The sequence below is a fragment of the Haloprofundus halobius genome (genome assembly GCF_020097835.1).
GTDB lineage: Archaea > Halobacteriota > Halobacteria > Halobacteriales > Haloferacaceae > Haloprofundus > Haloprofundus halobius.
The window spans coordinates 2,222,730-2,239,985 of record NZ_CP083666.1 but is presented as its reverse complement, the minus strand read 5'-3'; the positions used below and the strand labels follow the sequence as shown (position 1 = coordinate 2,239,985).

The following is a 17,256-nucleotide window of genomic DNA, read 5'->3' as shown; positions in this document are numbered from 1 at the left end:
TCTATCCGCCGGACACGTTCGCAACAGTGAGGCACGGTGGGTGGCATCAGTATCTTCAAGTCGGATTTGACCAATCACAGTCCAGTGGCAGTAACGTTCGACCTCTTCGGAACGCTCGTTGAGGCTTCGCTTCCGGCCGACCCCGCAGCGGCCGTCGCCGTCGAGCTCGACCGTGTCGGCGTCACCGTCCCCGACGACTGGGGCGACGCGTACCGCGAGGTCCACATCGACGCGCCTGAGGGGGCCGAAGTCCCGCTTCCGGCGCACGTCAGCGCCGCCCTCGGGAGTCGCGGCGTCGACGCGCCGAACAACGCCGCGCGTCGCGCCGTCGTCAACGCGTTCGACCCCGACGTACAGACGCGACCGGGTGCGGTGGCGGCCGTCACCGTCGCCGCCGAGCGCGGCCCCGTCGGTCTGCTGTCGAACTGTAGCGTTCCCGAACTCGCTCGCCGGGCGCTCATCCGCTCGGACGTGCCGAACGACGCGTTCGGCGCGACGGTGACGAGCGTCGCCTGCGGGTGGCGGAAACCCGACGCGCGGGCGTTCGAGGCGGTTGCCGAGGCGCTCGGCGCCTCCGCCGAGGAGCTCGTGCACGTCGGCGACGACGCGCGAACCGACGGCGGCGTCGAAGCCGTCGGCGGGGAGTTCGTCGACGTGACGGAGACGTCGCTGGCCGCGCTCGTGACACGGTTCGAGCGGAGGGGAGACTGATGTCGATGGCCGCGGGCGGAGCAGTCGTGCTCGCGGCCGTGCTCGACTGGATCCTCCGTGAACCGCCGACCCGAATCCATCCGGTCGCCCTCTTCGGCCGCCTCGTCGCTCCCGTCGACCGCGAGTGGGGACGTCCCACGCTCGTCGGCGTCGCCGCCGCCTCGTTGCTTCCGCTCTTCGCCGCCGTCGTCGTCGCCGGTACCGTTCGACTCGCCGCCGCCGTCCATCCGGCGCTGGCGCTCGTCGCCGTCTCTCTCGTCCTCTTCTCGACGACGAGTCTTCGGATGCTCCTGGACGCGGCCCGGCGCGTCGTCGCCGACAGCGACAGCGACAGCGAGGCGGCGCGTCGACAGCTCCGGGCGCTGGCGGGGCGCGACCCCGAAAATCTCTCGTCGGGCGAACTCCGGAGCGCGGCCGTCGAGAGCGTCGCCGAGAACCTCGCGGACGGACTCGTCGCTCCGATTCTGGCGTTCGCGGTGTTCGTGCCGCTGTCTCCGTCGCTGGCGGCCGGGGCGGCGGCGTGGGTCAAGGCGGTGAACACGCTCGATTCGATGCTCGGCTACCGGCACAAACCGGTCGGGTGGGCGTCCGCACGACTCGATGACGTAGTGATGTGGCCCCCCGCGCGCGTCAGCGCCGTCCTTATCGCGCTCGCTGCGGGTGACGTGGGTGCGCTCACGCGCGCGAGCGAGTGGGTACGCGAACCGCCGTCGCCGAACTCCGGATGGCCGATGGCGACGCTCGCGGCAGCACTCGACGTCCGTCTCGACAAACCGGGCGTCTACGTGCTGAACCCCAACGTCGCGCTGCCGACGCCTGCAGACGCCACCCACGGTATCCGCATCGTCGGCGTCGCGGGCGTGTTCGCGTGGGGTCTCGCGTTCGTGGCGGCGCTGTTCGCCGATACCACCTTCGTCGACATCGTCTCGCTCACCTCGGAGGTGTTGACGTGGTTCTGAGCGCGCTCCGCGGCGGCGTCGCGTTCCTCACCCGCCTGCCGGTCGGCGGCGGTGAACGCGAGTGGCACGCCTTCCGGACGACTCCGGCGGCGTTCCCGCTCGTCGGCTACCTCGTCGGCGCGCTGGCGGCGCTGCCGTTCATCCTGCTCTCCGCCGTGCCGCAACCCGGCACCGTCGCCGCGCTCTACCTCGGCACGCTCTATCTCGTGACGGGTGTCGCCCACGCCGACGGCCTCGCCGACGTCGGCGACGCGGCGGCGGTCCACGGCGACGCGGAGCGCCGCCGCGAGGTGATGAAGGACTCCCAGACCGGTGTCGGCGGCGCGCTCGCGCTCGCGCTGTCGGTCGTCGGCCTCGCGCTCGGCGCGTTCGGCGTCGCCACCTCGACGGCGAACCCGGTCGTCGCCGTCCGAATCGTCGTCGCCGCCGAGGTCGGAGCGAAAGGAGGGATGGCGCTGTTGGTCTGCCTCGGAGAGTCGCCGCACGAGGGTCTCGGCTCGGCGGTCGTCGCCGAGAACGACGCCGCGGGGCTGTTACCCGTCGCTGCCGCGGCGCTTCCTGTGCTCGTCGCTGCGCCGTCGTCGGCGACGCTCGCGCTCGCCTGCGCGCTGCTGTCGGGTCCGGCCGTCGCACTACTCGTCCGGCGGTGGGCGCAGGGTGCGGTCGGCGGGGTGTCGGGCGACGCCCTCGGCGCGACGAACGAACTCGGGCGCGTCGTCGGTCTGCACGCGGGGGTGGTCGCGTGGACGCTCTTCTGATGTGCGGCGGACGGGGGACGCGACTCGGCGGCGAGACAGAGAAACCGCTCGTCGAAGTCGCGGGGACGCCGATGGTCGACCGCGTGCTCGCGGCGCTGTCGGGGAGTCGCGTCGACGCCGTCTACGCGGTCGTCTCGCCGCACGCGCCGCAGACGCGCGAGTATCTCGCGGCCGTCGCCGACGCCGATTCGGGGGGCGCCGACGTCGACGCATCCGCGGTGACGATTCTCGACGCCTCCGGCGACGGCTACGTCGAGGATCTCGATTTCGCGCTCGAAACCGTGGGAGTACCGGTCGTTACTGTCGCCGCCGACCTACCGCTGCTCGCCGCCGACCACGTGAACGAAGTCGTCGCCGCCGCGAGCGACGGCGACGGGTCCAGTCGCGAGGGTCGCGACGGCGACGGTACTGTCGACGCCCGGTCGGTCGCCGTCTGCGTCCCGACAGCCCTGAAACGGCGTCTCGGAGCGAGTGCGGACACGGCGTTCGAATCGGAGAGCCGGAATCTCGCTCCGACGGGGCTAAACGTCGTCGCCCCCGGAGAGGAGATTGTACACGTGAGCTACGACGCCCGACTCGCCGTGAACGTGAACCGCCCGCCGGACATCGCTCTCGCGGAGGCGCTGTGCGACTGATACTCGTCGCCGGCGCGACCGACACCGCGAAAATCGACGGTATCAGCGCCGCCGGAGCGGATTCGGCCCTCTTGGCGCACACGCCGAGCGCCGACCTCGAACTCGTCGAGTACGGCTCGCTCGTCCGCGCGCCCGAACTGCCGGTGAGTCCGACGGGGTGTCCCACGCCGGCGGCCGTGACGCGGGCGGTTCGGGAGCGACTGGACCTCGACTTCCTCGCCGTCGACGCCGGCCTCTCGGTTCCGACGGGCGCGCCGACGGTGAGCGTCGGCGCGAAGCGCGGTCGCGACATCCGCGAGGCCGACCCGGTGCCGACCGCGCCGGGGGCGTTTCTCGCCGCCCGGCAGTTCGGTCGGAGTGTGCCCGACGACGAACTCGTCGTCGGCGAGACGATTCCCGGCGGGACGACCACGGCACTCGGAACGCTCCGCGCGCTCGGCGAGGTGTGGACCGTCTCCTCGTCGTTCCCCGAGAACCCGATGACACTCAAGGAGTCCGTCGTGGCCGAGGGACTCGACGCCAGCGGCATCGAAGCCGGCGAGTTCGCCTACGAACCCCTGTTGGCCGTGCGGGCGATGGGCGACCCGGTGTTGGCCGTCGTCGCCGGACTCGTCGCGGGTGCGCTCGACGCCGGCAAGGACGTGATTCTCGGCGGCGGCACGCAGCTGCTCACGGCCGCCGCCCTCGTCCGTCACGAGGGCGTCACCGGGCCGCTGACGCTGGCGACGACGAGCTATCTCGCCGCCGACGTCCCCGCCCTCGACGACGCGGCCGGATCGCTCGACGTGGACCTCGCGGTCACCGACCCCGGGTTCGGCGAGCGCGACGACGCGCTCGCCCGATACGCGGCGGGCGAGGGGAAGGAAGGCGCGGGGATGGGCGGCGCGCTGCTGCTCGCCGACCGGGCGGGCGAGTTAAAACACATCGCCGAACAAACAGTTAAGGTAGTCGACGCTGCGGGTGTTGCACATGGACCCTGAGGCCGTCGAATCCGTCGAGCGCGTGCCGCACGGTGGCGTAGACGACCCGACCGTTCTGGATTTCAGCGCCAACACGAACCCGGAGCGACCGCCGGGCGTCGTCGGCGTCTACGACGCGGCGCTGTCGGTCGCTCGGCGCTACCCCGCCGACTACTGCGAGTTCCGCACCGCGGCGGCCGAAACCGTCGACTGCGAACCGCGGTCGGTGATTCCGACGCCGGGGGGACTCGCGGCGATTCGCCTCGCGCTCTCGGTGACGGTCCGCCCCGACGACCGGGTGTTGATTCCCGCGCCGAGTTTCGGCGAGTACGCCCGCGAGGTGCGACTACAGGGCGGCGACCCGAGATTTCTGCACTACGACGAACTGCTCGACGCCGACCCCATCGACTACGCCGTCGTCGTCGTTTGCACGCCGAACAACCCGACCGGCGAGGCCGCCGACCCTGACCGCCTCCGCTCCTTTGCCGCCCGCTGCCGGGAGACCGACACGACGCTGCTCGTCGACGAGGCGTTTCTCGACTTCACCCCGCTTCCGAGCATGGCCGGCGAACCGGGCGTCGTCGTCGTGCGCTCGCTGACGAAGATGTACGGCCTGCCCGGCCTCCGGGTCGGGTTCGCCGCCGCGGTCGGCGACCTTCGTACTCGACTCGACACCGCACGGATGGCGTGGTCGCTCGGGACGCCCGCTGCGGAGGTCGGCACGTACTGTCTCAAACAGACCGAGTTCGTCGAGGCGACCAGAGAACGGGTCGCCCGCGAGCGCGAACGGATGCGAGCGTCGCTCTCGCGGCAGTTCAACGTTTACCCCTCCGACGCGCCATACCTCCTTTTCGACGTCGGGCGCCGAGAGGTGGCGGACGTCGTCGACGCCGTCCGCGCCGAGGGTATCGCCGTCCGCGACGCGACGACGTTCCGCGGCCTCGACTCGCACGTCCGCGTCGCGGTCAAGCGCGAACACGAGAACGACCGACTGCTCGACGCGCTGGCGGATGTCTGACTCGGTCACGGGATTCGAGACGACGGTCCGAGACGGCGTGCTCCGTTTCTCCCGTCCGGGGACGCGCTGGCTCTCCTCGGGGTTCGACGGCGGCGAGTCGCGCGCGTCCGCAGCGTACAACGTCACCGTCCCCGACGGATTCTCGCGTACCGACCTCGCGGCGTTCGCCCGCGAGCGACGCGATGCGGTCGGCTTCGACGACGACGGGCCGACGCTTCTCACCGGTGTGGAGATGCGCCACGCGCGGCGGGCGCGACTCGGTTCGGTCGAGGTCGTCGCGACGGCGGGCGTCTCGAACCCGGCGGCGTTGCCGGTCGACGTCGAGGAGAGCGTCGCGAAGTCCAGCGCAGAACCCGTCGCCGACGACGCCGACTCGCCGCCCCGTCCCGGCACGGTGAACCTCCTCGTCGGGACGACGCGCGCGCTCGAACCTGGCGCGCTGGCGAACCTTCTCGCTCTCGTCGCGGAGGCGAAGGCGGCGACGCTTCTCGCGCTCGCGAACGTCCCAGGAACGACGAGCGACGCCGTCGTCGTCGGCTGTGACCCAGCGGGCGAGACGGTGCGATTCACCGGCAGTTCGACTGAAGTCGGCGCAGCGACGCGAGCGTGTGTGCGCGACGCCGTCCTCGCATCTCTGGAATCGCGCTACACCGACGAGGGGATGCCGACGAGCGTCGCCGACGCACCGTACGGCGTCGTCACCGACGAACGAGCGAGCGTCTCGAAAATCGAGTGAGCGCGGGTCGGGATACCCACCGAGTCGAGTCGTCACCTCTCAGCGAAATGGATTTGACTGGCGGCGACTCAGCATCGACCACCGCCATGAACGTCGTGCGTCTCCTCCACATCGTCTGGTTCTTCCTCGCGCTCGCCATCGCGGGGCTGTTCGTCATCGAGGGAAAACCCGCCCAGACGCTCGTGTGGGGCTTTTCGGCTGTCGTCGCCGCGACGTTCTTCTGGAGATCGATGGAGAACGATCCAACCGAGACGTAAGCGAATCGGGCTCTCTCGAACGGGAGGCCGACCGTCGAGTTACGCGGTCACTGAATCGAGAACCCGCCGTCGACCATCAGCGACTCGCCAGTGATGAAAGACGCCTCGTCGCTGGCGAGGAACGTGATGGCGTCAGCGACTTCGTCGAGTTCGCCGAGGCGGCCGAGCGCGTAGCCGCGGCGCGCGCGTTCACGGGCCGCTTCGGGGTCCTCGAACGAGTCGAAATACTGCTCGCCGAGCCCACCCTCGACGAATCCGGGGCAGACCGCGTTCGCGCGGACGCCGTTGGAGCCCGCTTCGACGGCCACGGTTCTGGTGAAGTTGACGACCGCACCCTTCGACAGCGAGTACGCACCGAGGTGCGGCGACCCGATGACACCCGCCAGCGAGGCGACGTTGACAATAGCGCCCGAGCCGCGGGCTTTCATCGTCGGAAGCGCTGCCGCACAGCCGTTCCACACGCCCGAAACGTTCACGTCGAAGACGAACTCGCGTTCGGCCTCGGGGACGTCCTCGACCGGTTTCGGGGGGTGGCCGACGCCCGCGTTGTTGACCAGTACGTCGAGTCCGTACTCCTCGTCGACAGCCTCGACCACCGAGACGAACGCCTCTCGGTCGCGAACGTCGAGTTCCGAGAACTTCGCGCTGCCGCCGTCGCGCTCGATTCGGTCGACCGTCTCCTCGCCGCCGTGGGTGTCCACGTCGGTGACGACGACGTGTGCACCCGCCTCCGCGAGTCGCGAAGCGGTCGCTCTGCCTATTCCCGATGCCGCACCGGTGACGATGGCGGTCCGTCCATTCAGTTGCACGGCATCGAGTTCACGGGGAAACAACATAATATTCGGGACTGTCGCCTCGGTGGGGTCTGGGTCTGAGTTCTTGGAGTCCGAGTTCTTGGAGTCCGAGTTCTTGGAGTCCGAGTCGACCACGACTGCCGGGCGCACCGAGAGACCGCAGCACCACCTCAGACCTCCCCAGCCTCGTCGGGCGCATGAACGCGCCCGACTCCCTCACGCATCTGTCGGTCGGACGGAGCCGACCGCCGGCGCGTGCCACGGCGCGGCTCCGTCCGTGTCGTTTCCGTGCGAGGGTCGAGTAGCGCAGAGAGCGAAGCGACCGAGCAACGCAGTCGATTGCGGGGGATGAGGCATCTCGGTGTGCACGGGAGTCGCGGTCGGTTCCTCCCCGGATACCACTTTCTCGAACACCACCTCACCGAATACCCCTCCACCGAACAACTCAAATACAGTTGCAGTAAAACTATCTGAATAGAATATGAACGGAGTCGTCATCGCCGGGGTCGCCTCCGGCGTCGGAAAGACCGTCGCGACGCTGGCCGTCTGTCGGGCTCTGCAGCGGACGGGGCGGATCGTCCAACCGGCGAAGGCCGGGCCGGACTTCATCGACCCGAGTCACCACGAGGCGGCGACCTGGCGCGCCTCCAGAACGCTCGACCCGTGGCTCGAAGGCGAGGCGGGGATGCGCCGCAACTACGCCCGCGGGTCGGGCGACGTCTGCGTCGTCGAAGGGATGATGGGACTGTACGATGGGAGCACGACGAGTCGGGCTGGCGTCGACGAGGTGGATACGAGCACCGCGAAAGTCGCCGAGTTACTCGACCTGCCGGTCGCCCTCGTCGTCGACGCGAGCGCGGGAATGGAGAGCGTCGCCGCGACGGCGCTCGGCTTCCGCGAGTACGCCGCGCGCGCCGGCCTCGATATCGACGTCGCGGGCGTCCTCGCCTCGCGCGCACACGAAGGACGACACGAAACGGGCATCCGCGAGGCGCTCCCCGACGACCTGACGTACTTCGGGCGGATTCCACCGCGCGAGGACCTCGAAATCCCCGAGCGCCACCTCGGGTTGGAGATGGGCGACGAATCGCCGCTGTCCGCCGAAGCGCTCGACGCGGCGGCTGAGGGCATCCGCGTCGAAGAGTTCGTCGAGGTGGCGAGCGGACCCGAGTGGTTCGCGGCGGTCGAGGACGACGCCACGTCCCACCCCGACGAGGCCGACGACCTCCCCACAATCGCCGTCGCCAGCGACGACGCCTTCCGGTTTGTCTACGCGGCGACGCGCGAACGCCTCGACGAGCGCGCCGAGATAGTCACCTTCGCGCCGACGGCGGGCGACGACCTGCCCGACTGCGACGGCGTTTACCTCCCCGGCGGCTACCCCGAACTACACGCCGCCGCCCTCTCCGAGAGTCCCGCGCTGGCGACGCTCGCCGACCGGGCCGCCGACGGCCTGCCCATCCTCGGCGAGTGCGGCGGCCTGATGACCTTGACTGAGTCGCTAACGACGACCGACGGCGACACCTACGAGATGGCGGGCATCCTCCCGGCCGACGTGACGATGCGCAATCGATATCAGGCGCTCGACCACGTCGAACTCCGAGGAAGAGACGAGACGCTCACCTGTCCCGAAGGGCGGACGCTCCGCGGCCACGAGTTCCACTACTCCGAGGCGGACCCGGCGACCGACGCCCGCTTCGCGTTCGATGTCGTTCGCGGCAAGGGTATCGACGGCGAGCACGACGGCCTCACGGAGTACCGGACGCTCGGCACGTACGCGCACGTCCACCCCGAGAGCGGGGCGTTCGACCGGTTCGTCGACGAGGTGGCAGCGTTCGCTGACGCAGGCCGAAACGGTCACGGCGGTTCGCGTGCCCACCACTAACATGGACGACGGACGCGACGAGGACACGAACGCTGACCGCGCCGCCACCGAAGAGCGCCGCACCGAGGCGCTCGACGTGCTCCGGTCGAACCGCGCCGAGGGGTACACCATCCCGTCGGCGACGCTCTACCCGTTCCAGTGGAACTGGGATTCCGCCTTCATCGCGCTCGGCCTCGCGGGCGTCGAACCCGCGGCCGCGAAAGAGGAGGTAGAATCGCTCTGCGCGGCGACGTGGGAGAGCGGTCTGCTGCCGCACATCGTCTTCCACACCGACGCCGAGGGCTACTTCCCCGGTCCCGAGGAGTGGGGCGTCGACGTCGAGGAAACTGCCACCAGCGGCATCACCCAACCGCCGATGGTCGTCCCGGCGGTCCGCCGTATCTACGAGGAGACGGGCGACGACGGGTTCCTCGATCGAGTGTATCCAGCGCTGGAACGCCACTTGGAGTGGTGGGTGCGTGAGCGGTCGTTCGACACCTCGGTGGTTTACGTCCGCCACCCGTGGGAGACCGGGATGGACGACTCGCCGGCGTGGACCGACCCGCTCGCCGCGTTCGACCCCGGGGAGGTCGTGTACGAGCGCGAAGACCGCAAGTCCGACGAGTTAGCCGACCAGCGACCGACCGACTGGGACTACGACCGGTACGTCTCGCTCGTCCGCGAGGCCCGCGCCGTCGACTGGGACGAGTTCGACCTCCGCGAGTCCTGCCCGTTCCTCGTCGAGGACGCGCTGACGAACGCCATCTTCGTCCGCGCCTGCGACGACTTCGCGGCGCTCGCCGCCGCCCGCGGCGACGACACGGCGGCGACGACGTGGCGCGAGCAGGCCGAGCAGTCGCGCGAGGCGATTCGCGACCGACTCTGGGACGAGGAGTTGGGGACGTTCGTCTCCTACGACCGCGTCGGCGACCGCAAACTCGAAGCGAATTCCGTCGCCGGACTCGCGAGCGTCTTCGGCGAGATTCCGACGAAGCAGCAGTTCGAACGCCTCCGCCGGACGCTCCGCGACGACTTGCTCGCCTACGAGTTCGCCGTCCCCTCCTACGTCGGCGACGCGTTCGACCCCGACCGCTACTGGCGCGGGCCGGTGTGGATAAACACGAACTGGCTCGTCGCCGACGGCCTGCGCCGCTACGGCTCGGCCGACCTCGCCGACCGGATCGACCGGGACAGCCGCCGCCTCGTCGAACGCGAGGGCTTTTTCGAGTACTTCAACCCCGAGACGGGCGAGGGTCGGGGCAGCGACCGTTTCTCGTGGAGCGCGGCGTTGTACCTCGAACTGACCGATTCAGCGTAACCCACTCATGACCGACGAAACACCGAAAAAAGACGAACTGCGAAAGAACACCCCCGGCAGGGGAATCACGCCCGAGGCCCACCGGATCGAGCCGAGCGCACCCGAGGAGTTCGGTCTCGTGCAGGTGTGGTGGGGCGACGGGAAGGGGAAGACCACCGCCGCGATGGGGATGGGCTTTCGCGCCGCGGGCCACGGCTTCCGCGTCCACATGCTCCAGTTCATGAAGGGCGGCGCGGACAGCGTCGACGCCGTCCGCGGCGAGTACAACGCCATCGCGGCGATGCCCGGGTACAGCTACGAGAACACCGGCCACTACGGCTGGCACGGCCTCAGAGACGGCAGCGACGACGACGACCACCGCGCGAAGGCGCAGGGCGGACTCGAACGCGCGCGGGAGCTCGTCGACGCCGCGAGTGACGCGGACCTCGAATCGCCGCTCGCGCTCGACGGTCCACCCGAAGACGGTGCTCACATGCTCATCCTCGACGAGGTGTTGTACGCCGTCGACCAGGGACTGCTCGACGAGGAAGAACTGCTCGAACTCGTCGAATCGAAGCCCGAGAACCTCGAACTCGTGCTGGCGGGGAGTCACACGAAACCCGAGTATCTGTACGACCACGCCGACCTCGTGACACGAGTGAAAAAGGAGAAACACCCGATCGACGCCGGACAGCGGGCGCGACGCGGTACCGAGTACTGACGTGTCGAACTCCAGCGACGCCACGCGGACGCTCCTCGTCGCCGGGACCGCCTCTCACGTCGGCAAGAGCACCGTCGCCGCCGGTCTCTGTCGCCACCTCGCCGACTGTGGCGTCTCGGTCGCGCCGTTCAAGGCACAGAACATGAGCAACAACGCCCGGGCCGTCTCGCGGTCACCCGCGCTCGAAGGGAGCGAGGCGTTCGGCGAAATCGGCGTCTCCCAGTACGTGCAGGCGCGGGCCGCCGGCGTCGCGCCGACGACCGACCACAATCCCGTGCTCCTGAAGCCTCGCGGTGACGGCGAGTCGCAACTCGTCGTGGACGGCGTCGCAGTCGGCCACTTCGCCGCGGGGAGCTACTACGAGGAGCGCTGGGCCCGCGCCCGCGACGCCGCCGAAGCGGCGCACGCCCGACTCGCCGCCGAGCACGACGTCGTCGTCGCCGAGGGCGCGGGCTCTATCGCCGAGATAAATCTTCACCACCGGGATCTGGCGAACGTGGAAACCGCCCGGTTTGGAAGCGATTCGTCGGAAACGAATCGAGACGGGGCGGCGAAGCCGCGAAGTACCGAGATTCTGCTCGTCGCCGACATCGAGCGCGGCGGCGTCTTCGCCAGCCTCGTCGGCACGCTCGAACTGCTGCCCGACGACCTCCGCGAGCGCGTCGTCGGCGCGGTTATCACGAAGTTCCGCGGCGACGTCTCGCTGCTCGACCCTGGCCTCGACGCGTTCGAGGAGCGCACGGGCGTCCCCGTCCTCGGCGTTCTCCCGTACGACGACCCCGGGTTACCCGAGGAAGATAGCGTCTCGCTACCCGCCGAAGGCGACCGAGCGGTCGTCGGCGACGACGACGGTGTCGAAGCCGAGTCGACGGTGACGGTCGCCGCTCCGCGCCTGCCACGCGCCTCGAACGTCACCGACCTCGAACCGCTCGCGGACGAACCCGGCGTCCGGGTCGCCTACGTCCCGCTCTCCGACGACCTCTCGGACGCCGACGCCGTCGTCCTCCCCGGCACGAAGAACACCGTCGACGACCTGCTGACGCTCCGCGAGGCCGGTTTCGACGACGCGCTCGCGGCGTTCGAAGGCCCAGTCGTCGGCCTCTGCGGCGGCTATCAGATGCTCGGCGAGCGCATCACCAATGCGAGTGTCGAGAGCGCCGACGACGGCGTCGACGACGAAGTGGCGGGCTTCGGCCTCCTGCCGGTCGAAACCGCGTTTTCGACCGACAAGCGCGTCGAGCAGTCGACGCTTCTTCTGTCGGGGGTCGGGCCGCTCGCTGGCGTCGACGGCGAGGTCTCGGGCTACGAGATACACGCCGGGGAGACGCGCGCTGTCGACGGTGTCTGCGACGTAGAGGCTCCCTTTTCGCGCAACGGCGAGGCGTCTGCGGCGCTCGGCGCAGCCTCGGGGCAGGTGATCGGCACGTACCTCCACGGCCTCTTCGAGAACGAGCAGGCGCGGGAGGCGTTCGTGGATTCGGTGTTCGCGTCGGCCGGGAGGGAGCGACCGGCGACGGTGGACGGCGACTCACGGTCGCCGTACGACCGCGCGGCGCACCTCGTCGAGAGGCACATCGACCTCGCGGCGCTCGGACTGCCGGAGTAGTCCGTCCAGCGGTCGACGACGCGCTGCTCAGTCGTCGTCTGCGCCGGCGCGCTCGGGGTCCTCGTCGGCGTCCGCGCCGAAGTCGGGCCGCTCGAACGTCAGCGGCTCCTCGGCGGGGTCGGTACCCAGCGGCGCGATGCGGACGCTCGTCACTTTGAACTCGGGGATGAACGACGTCGAGTCGAGTTCGGCCTGCGTGAGTTCGTTGACCGCCCCCTGCGCGAAGTGCATCGGGACGAAGACGACTCCCGGGTCGGAGGTTTCCTCGACGTTCGCCTTCACGACGATGTCGCCGCGGCGGGAGGCGACCCGGACGTACTCGCCGTCGTCGACGCCGAGGTCTTCGGCCATCTTCGGGTGGATGGTGACGAAGCTCTCGGGGACGTGGTGCATCAGCGCCTCGACGCGCCGGGTCATCGTCCCCGTGTGCCAGTGGTAGAGCACCCGTCCCGTCGTGAGCATCAGCGGGAACTCCTCGTCGGGCATCTCGACCGGCCCGGCGTAGTCCGCCGGCACGAACCGCGCGAGGCCGTCGTCGAAGTTGAACTCGTCTTCGTAGAGGAACGGCGTACCGGGGTCCTCGGCGTCCCCGCAGGGCCACTGGAGGCCGTCGGACGTCGATTCGAGGCGATCGAAGCTGACGCCGCCGTAGATGGGGACGAGCGACGCGATCTCGTCCATCACGTCCGCCGGACCGTCGTACGCCCACTCGTAGCCGAAGCGACCGGCCAAATCGGAGAGGATCTCCATGTCCGTCCGCGCCTCGCCCGGCGGCTCGACGGCCGGTCGAACCATCTGGATGCGGCGCTCGGTGTTGGTGAACGTGCCGTACTTCTCGGCGGCGGAGGCCGCCGGAAGGACGACGTCGGCGTGCTCGGCCGTCTCGGTGAGGAAGATGTCCTGCACGACGAGGAAGTCGAGTTCCTCGACGGCCTCCTCGGCCTCGCGGACGTCCGGTTCCGACAGAACGGGGTTCTCGCCCATCACGAACATCCCGCGGATGTTCCCGTCGTGGATGGCCTCGTACTGCTCGGGCAGGTAGAGGCCGACCTGCGACGGCGGGCGGACGCCCCACGCCTCCTCGAACTTGTCGAGCACGTCGTCGTCGGTGAGGTCCTGGTACCCCGGCAGGTTGTGCGGCGCGGGTCCCATGTCGCCGCCGCCGCCCTGGACGTTGTTCTGCCCGCGGAACGGCGACAGTCCTGCCCGCGGTTTGCCGAGATTCCCCGTCACGAGCGCGAGGTTCGTGATGGCAAGCACGTTCCGCGTCCCGTGGGCGTGCTGGGTCATCCCCATCGCCCAGCCGAAGATGCAGGTGTCCGCCGTCGCGACGGTCTCGGCCGCCCGCTTCAGGTCCTCGGGAGCGACGCCCGCGAGTTCCTCGACCTTCTCGGGGGTGAACGGCTCGACCTTCTCCTTCAGTTCCTCGAATCCGGTCGTGCGCTCCTCGATGAACTCGCGGTCGTGGAGGTCCTCAGCGATGATGTGGCGCACCATCCCGTTGAGCCACGCGATGTCCTGTCCGGGTTGCGTCCGGGTGTACTGGTTGGCGTGCTCGGCGAGGCCGATCTTCCGCGGGTCGAAGACGATGAGCTCCGCGCCGTCGCGGACGTTCTGCTTGATGCGCGTCGCCAACACGGGGTGGCTCTCGGTGGTGTTCGACCCGGTGATGAGGTAGCAGTCGGTTTTCCCGATGTCCTCGTTTATTCGATTCGTCATCGCGCCGTAGCCGACGGTCTGTTTCAATCCGGCGACGGTCGAGGAGTGACAGAGTCGCGCGCAGTTGTCGACGTGCGGCGTCCCGAGCACCTGTCGGGCGAACTTCTGGTTCAGGAAGTTCTCCTCGTTGGTCGCCTTCGAAGAGGAGGTGACGGCGACGGCGTCGTCGCCGTGTTCGCGCTGGATGGCGCGCAGTTCCGAGACGACGCGGTCGAGCGCCTCGTCCCACGACGCCTCGCGGAACTCCCCGTCCTCCTTGACGAGCGGCGTCTTCAGCCGATTCGGACTGTCGACGAACTCGTAGCCGAACTTCCCCTTCACGCAGGTCGAGAAGTCGTTCGCGGGGGTCACGTCGGTGTCGGCCGGTCGAACACCGAGCACCTCGCCGTCTTTGCCGTACAGTTCGAATCGACAGCCGACGGCGCAGTACTGACAGGTCGTCTCGGCCTTCGTGACGCGCTGCATCCGGCCGGTGCTGACGACCTTCGCTACGTCGAACAGCTGTCCGACTTCGAGGGTGTTCGCCGCCGTCTCCTCCGCGACGCGTTCGAACCGTTCGAGCGACTCGTCGGCGACGCGCGAGGCCGCCGACTGCGCGTGCTGTCTCGCCTTCGCCATGAAGCGCGCGACGCCGGATTTCTCGGTGACCTCCGCGTCGCTCTCGCCGCCGAGGCCTTCGAACTCGCCGGGCACGCGGCGGTTCGGCGACGGTGAGGTGTCGGCGGTCTCGGCGGCCTCGTGTTCGATGACTTTGCCAATCGAATTCTTCTGGGTGAACCCGGGAAACGGGATGGTCGTCGCGTCGACGAGTCCCTTCTCGACCAAGGACCCGGTCGGACAGACTGTCGCACAGTGCCCGCAGGAGACGCAGGTCGACTCGCTCATCGTCTCCGCCTCGGGCTTCTGGAAACCGATTCGAGTGTCCGGTCCCTGCCCCTCGATGCGGAGGACGCCCTCGACCTGCACGTCGTTGCAGGCCTCGACACAGCGGTTACAGAGGATGCATTTGTTGCGGTCTATCTGGATGACCGACGACGTGTCGTCGAGCGGTTCGTACTCGTCGCGGTCGTCGAAGACACCGTAACGTGGTTCCTGCACCCCGTTGTCGATGGAGACGTCCTGCAGTTCGCAGCGGCCGTTCTGCCCGCAGGTCGTACACCGGAGGTTGTGGTTCGACAGCACGAGGTCGAGGTTCACGTCGCGGGCCTCCTTCGCGTCGGTCGCGTCGGTGCGGACCGTCAGGTCGTCCTCGGCGGGGAAACTGCACGACGGAACGAGGCCGTGCTCGTCGGTGTCGACCATGCACGTCCGACACTCCGAGCGCGGGCCGACGTTCTCGCCCTGCTCGGTGTCGCGGTCGTAGCTGCAGAGCGCCGGGACGTAGCTCTCGGTGTCGAGCGCCTCGACGGCGTCGAGCAGCGTCGACCCCGGCGGCAACGCGATGGGTTCGCCGTCGACGGTGACGGTGGTCATCGCCGGACCGGCGGACCCCACTTCGGGGTCGTTGGCCGTTCCGGTGACGAAGTCCTCGGTCAGCGGCGTGCTCGGTCGGGGGTCGTCCAGGGTCGGGACGCCCGGGAGCGATTCGGCGGGGGCGGAGTCGCCCGGCCCCGGTCTGCTCGGTTCGGTGCTCATATCTTCGGGATTGTCGGTGCTCATATCAGGCCTCCTCGCACGCGCCGCTCGGACAGCGCCCGTCGGCGTGCGCGCGGAACTCGGTCTCGAACTCGTCCATCGCCGTCGTGACGGCGCGCGCGGCCGACGATCCGAACACACAGGTGCTCGTCGTCCGCATCACGCGCGTTAGCTCTCGGAGGCCGTCGTCGTCGAACTCGCCGTCGTAGACGCCGCGCAGTTTGTTCAAAAGTTGTTTCGACCCCTCGCGGCAGGGGACGCAGCGGCCGCAGTTCTCGTCGCGGGCGAACCGCGACCGCCCGCCCGCCGTCGCCACCGCGCAGTGGGAGTCGTCGAACAGTTCGACGACGCCCTCCGTGCCGAGTTCCGCGCCCGCGAGCGCCGGCGCGCTCGGCGTGTGATCGAGTGTGCGCGTGAACCCGCCGAACTGCCCGCCGACGCAGGCCATCTTCAGCGGCCCATCGAATTCGACGGCGTTACGAACCGCCGACAGCGACCCGCCGGTCGGCAGTTCGACCGTCGCGGGCGCGGCGACGTCGCCGGTGACGGTCACGAGACGGGTTCCCGGGTCGGCGTCGTCGGCGTCGAAGTTCTCGGGTCGGAGTAGCAGTTCGCGGACCTGCGCGAGCGTCCGCGGCGTGTGAATCAGCGTCGGGCGGCCGTACAGGCCGTGGCGCGCGGGCGAGGGTGGCCGGAGGCGTGCTTCCAGTCGGTCGTTGCCCTCCAGCGATTCGAGCGCCATCGTCGGTTCGCCCGCGATGTACAGATCCGGGCCGGCGACGACCTGCGGCTTCCCGTCGATGTCACGCGCCTCGGTCAGCGAATCGACGGCCGCGCGCACCCGGTCCTGCGCCAGGGTGTCGGCCTCGTTGAGGTAGACGACGATGTCACTCGCCTCGACGCCCACCAGTTCGGCGACGGCGAGTGCCCCGTCGAGGACCGCGACGGAATCGCCCTCGACGAGCGTTTTGTCCGTCTCGTTTCGCCGGTCGCTCTCGTTGGCGTTGACGACGAGCACCGGGTCGCCCGGCGTCTCGCGCGCGACGTCCCACTCGACGGCGACGGGATCGTCGTGCGTCGCGTCGCCTCGTCCCCGGCCCAGTAGTCCGACCTCGCGGACTTGTTCCATCGCGGCGTCGGTGTCGCCGACCACGTCGGTGGCCCACTCGTCGTACGCACCGGCGTCGGCCGGGTCGACCCAGCCGCATCGTCCGAGCACGCGCCGGTCACCCACCGCCAGCGGACCGAGTTCGGGAACCGGCAGCGTTCGACGCTCGGCGTCGTGTTCGACCGTCGCGTCGCCCGGTTCGACCCCGCCGTCTTCGAGCGACTCGACGACGCGCGTCGCCCGCTCCGGTCCGCAGTCGCGGTAGAACGTCGTCTCACCCCCCCGCGTCACCAGTACGAGCGGCGCGTCGCCGTCGATGCCGGTCGGTCCGACCCCGACCACGCGCGCGTCGTCCGCGGCTGCCCGCGCGGCGTCCGCCGTCGCGCTCGCCCCGTCTGTCGACCCGCCGACGCAGACGCGGACGACGGCGTTCGATTCCGTGTGGTCTGTCATCTCGTGTACGTGCGTCGCCGTGTCAC

Annotated in this window: 15 protein-coding genes; 12 read left to right on the top strand and 3 right to left on the bottom strand. The window is 69.5% G+C overall.

Annotated features, from left to right (window positions below; translation table 11 throughout):
* The first annotated feature begins 84 nt into the window (after positions 1-84).
* The 8 genes from LAQ74_RS11685 to LAQ74_RS11650 all read left to right on the top strand — a co-directional run bounded on the left by LAQ74_RS11685 (position 85) and on the right by LAQ74_RS11650 (position 6,033).
* A complete protein-coding gene (locus LAQ74_RS11685; protein ID WP_224332720.1) occupies positions 85-711 on the top strand; it encodes an HAD family hydrolase in 627 nt (208 codons plus the stop codon).
* Positions 711-1,670, top strand: coding sequence for an adenosylcobinamide-phosphate synthase CbiB (cbiB, locus tag LAQ74_RS11680; RefSeq protein WP_224332719.1), 960 nt, complete (start codon positions 711-713; stop codon positions 1,668-1,670). Before LAQ74_RS11685 ends, cbiB begins: the two co-directional genes overlap by 1 nt.
* Positions 1,661-2,428, top strand: a complete 768-nt coding sequence (gene cobS / locus LAQ74_RS11675; RefSeq protein ID WP_224332718.1) for an adenosylcobinamide-GDP ribazoletransferase — start codon at positions 1,661-1,663, stop codon at positions 2,426-2,428. Before cbiB ends, cobS begins: the two co-directional genes overlap by 10 nt.
* The gene (locus LAQ74_RS11670; protein WP_425498533.1) at positions 2,428-3,063 is read left to right on the top strand and encodes an NTP transferase domain-containing protein; all 636 of its coding nucleotides are present in this window, start codon (positions 2,428-2,430) and stop codon (positions 3,061-3,063) included. The genes cobS and LAQ74_RS11670 overlap by 1 nt, the downstream gene beginning before the upstream one ends.
* Positions 3,054-4,043, top strand: coding sequence for a nicotinate-nucleotide--dimethylbenzimidazole phosphoribosyltransferase (locus tag LAQ74_RS11665; protein ID WP_425498486.1), 990 nt, complete (start codon positions 3,054-3,056; stop codon positions 4,041-4,043). The genes LAQ74_RS11670 and LAQ74_RS11665 overlap by 10 nt, the downstream gene beginning before the upstream one ends.
* Entirely contained in the window at positions 4,033-5,040 is a 1,008-nt protein-coding gene (cobD, locus tag LAQ74_RS11660; RefSeq protein WP_224337258.1) for a threonine-phosphate decarboxylase CobD, read from the top strand. Before LAQ74_RS11665 ends, cobD begins: the two co-directional genes overlap by 11 nt.
* The gene (locus LAQ74_RS11655; RefSeq protein ID WP_224332716.1) at positions 5,033-5,776 is read left to right on the top strand and encodes an adenosylcobinamide amidohydrolase; all 744 of its coding nucleotides are present in this window, start codon (positions 5,033-5,035) and stop codon (positions 5,774-5,776) included. The genes cobD and LAQ74_RS11655 overlap by 8 nt, the downstream gene beginning before the upstream one ends.
* Before the next feature lie 86 nt (positions 5,777-5,862).
* Entirely contained in the window at positions 5,863-6,033 is a 171-nt protein-coding gene (locus tag LAQ74_RS11650) for a hypothetical protein (RefSeq protein ID WP_224332715.1), read from the top strand.
* 47 nt (positions 6,034-6,080) lie between these two features.
* On the opposite strand, the gene LAQ74_RS11645 is transcribed toward LAQ74_RS11650, so the two are convergent.
* Positions 6,081-6,842 (bottom strand): SDR family NAD(P)-dependent oxidoreductase, encoded by a 762-nt coding sequence (locus tag LAQ74_RS11645; protein WP_224332714.1) that lies wholly within the window; start codon positions 6,840-6,842, stop codon positions 6,081-6,083.
* A gap of 466 nt (positions 6,843-7,308) precedes the next feature.
* Here LAQ74_RS11645 and LAQ74_RS11640 point away from each other — a divergent pair, with 466 nt between their 5' ends.
* Genes LAQ74_RS11640 through LAQ74_RS11625 form a run of 4 tightly spaced genes read left to right on the top strand, consistent with a single transcriptional unit; the run spans position 7,309 to position 12,315 of the window.
* Positions 7,309-8,712 carry a cobyrinic acid a,c-diamide synthase gene (locus LAQ74_RS11640; RefSeq protein ID WP_224332713.1) on the top strand — a complete coding sequence of 468 codons (1,404 nt, stop codon included), beginning with the start codon at positions 7,309-7,311 and terminating at the stop codon, positions 8,710-8,712.
* Position 8,713: 1 nt separating this feature from the next.
* Positions 8,714-10,009 carry an amylo-alpha-1,6-glucosidase gene (locus LAQ74_RS11635; protein WP_224332712.1) on the top strand — a complete coding sequence of 432 codons (1,296 nt, stop codon included), beginning with the start codon at positions 8,714-8,716 and terminating at the stop codon, positions 10,007-10,009.
* A 7-nt stretch (positions 10,010-10,016) separates the two neighbouring features.
* Positions 10,017-10,709, top strand: a complete 693-nt coding sequence (locus tag LAQ74_RS11630) for a cob(I)yrinic acid a,c-diamide adenosyltransferase (protein WP_224332711.1) — start codon at positions 10,017-10,019, stop codon at positions 10,707-10,709.
* A gap of 1 nt (position 10,710) precedes the next feature.
* Positions 10,711-12,315, top strand: coding sequence for a cobyric acid synthase (locus LAQ74_RS11625; RefSeq protein ID WP_224332710.1), 1,605 nt, complete (start codon positions 10,711-10,713; stop codon positions 12,313-12,315).
* Between the two features lie 27 nt (positions 12,316-12,342).
* Here LAQ74_RS11625 and fdhF read toward each other — a convergent pair whose 3' ends face one another.
* Both fdhF and LAQ74_RS11615 read right to left on the bottom strand, forming a co-directional pair.
* On the bottom strand, positions 12,343-15,669 hold the full coding sequence (gene fdhF / locus LAQ74_RS11620) for a formate dehydrogenase subunit alpha (protein ID WP_224337256.1): 3,327 nt from the start codon (positions 15,667-15,669) through the stop codon (positions 12,343-12,345).
* 25 nt (positions 15,670-15,694) lie between these two features.
* Positions 15,695-17,230: an NADH-ubiquinone oxidoreductase-F iron-sulfur binding region domain-containing protein gene (locus LAQ74_RS11615; protein ID WP_224332709.1), complete on the bottom strand. Its 1,536-nt coding sequence runs from the start codon at positions 17,228-17,230 to the stop codon at positions 15,695-15,697.
* Positions 17,231-17,256: the final 26 nt, after the last annotated feature.

What these genes read in the sequence shown, in the direction of transcription:
- cbiB (WP_224332719.1), top strand. Translation starts at nt 711, where the DNA reads ATGTCGATGGCCGCGGGCGGAGCAGTCGTGCTCGCGGCCGTGCTCGAC.
- LAQ74_RS11670 (WP_425498533.1), top strand. Translation starts at nt 2,428, where the DNA reads ATGTGCGGCGGACGGGGGACGCGACTCGGCGGCGAGACAGAGAAACCG.
- cobD (WP_224337258.1), top strand. Translation starts at nt 4,033, where the DNA reads ATGGACCCTGAGGCCGTCGAATCCGTCGAGCGCGTGCCGCACGGTGGC.
- LAQ74_RS11655 (WP_224332716.1), top strand. Translation starts at nt 5,033, where the DNA reads ATGTCTGACTCGGTCACGGGATTCGAGACGACGGTCCGAGACGGCGTG.
- LAQ74_RS11650 (WP_224332715.1), top strand. Translation starts at nt 5,863, where the DNA reads ATGAACGTCGTGCGTCTCCTCCACATCGTCTGGTTCTTCCTCGCGCTC.
- LAQ74_RS11640 (WP_224332713.1), top strand. Translation starts at nt 7,309, where the DNA reads ATGAACGGAGTCGTCATCGCCGGGGTCGCCTCCGGCGTCGGAAAGACC.
- LAQ74_RS11635 (WP_224332712.1), top strand. Translation starts at nt 8,714, where the DNA reads ATGGACGACGGACGCGACGAGGACACGAACGCTGACCGCGCCGCCACC.
- LAQ74_RS11630 (WP_224332711.1), top strand. Translation starts at nt 10,017, where the DNA reads ATGACCGACGAAACACCGAAAAAAGACGAACTGCGAAAGAACACCCCC.
- fdhF (WP_224337256.1), bottom strand. Translation starts at nt 15,669, where the DNA reads ATGAGCACCGAACCGAGCAGACCGGGGCCGGGCGACTCCGCCCCCGCC.
- LAQ74_RS11615 (WP_224332709.1), bottom strand. Translation starts at nt 17,230, where the DNA reads ATGACAGACCACACGGAATCGAACGCCGTCGTCCGCGTCTGCGTCGGC.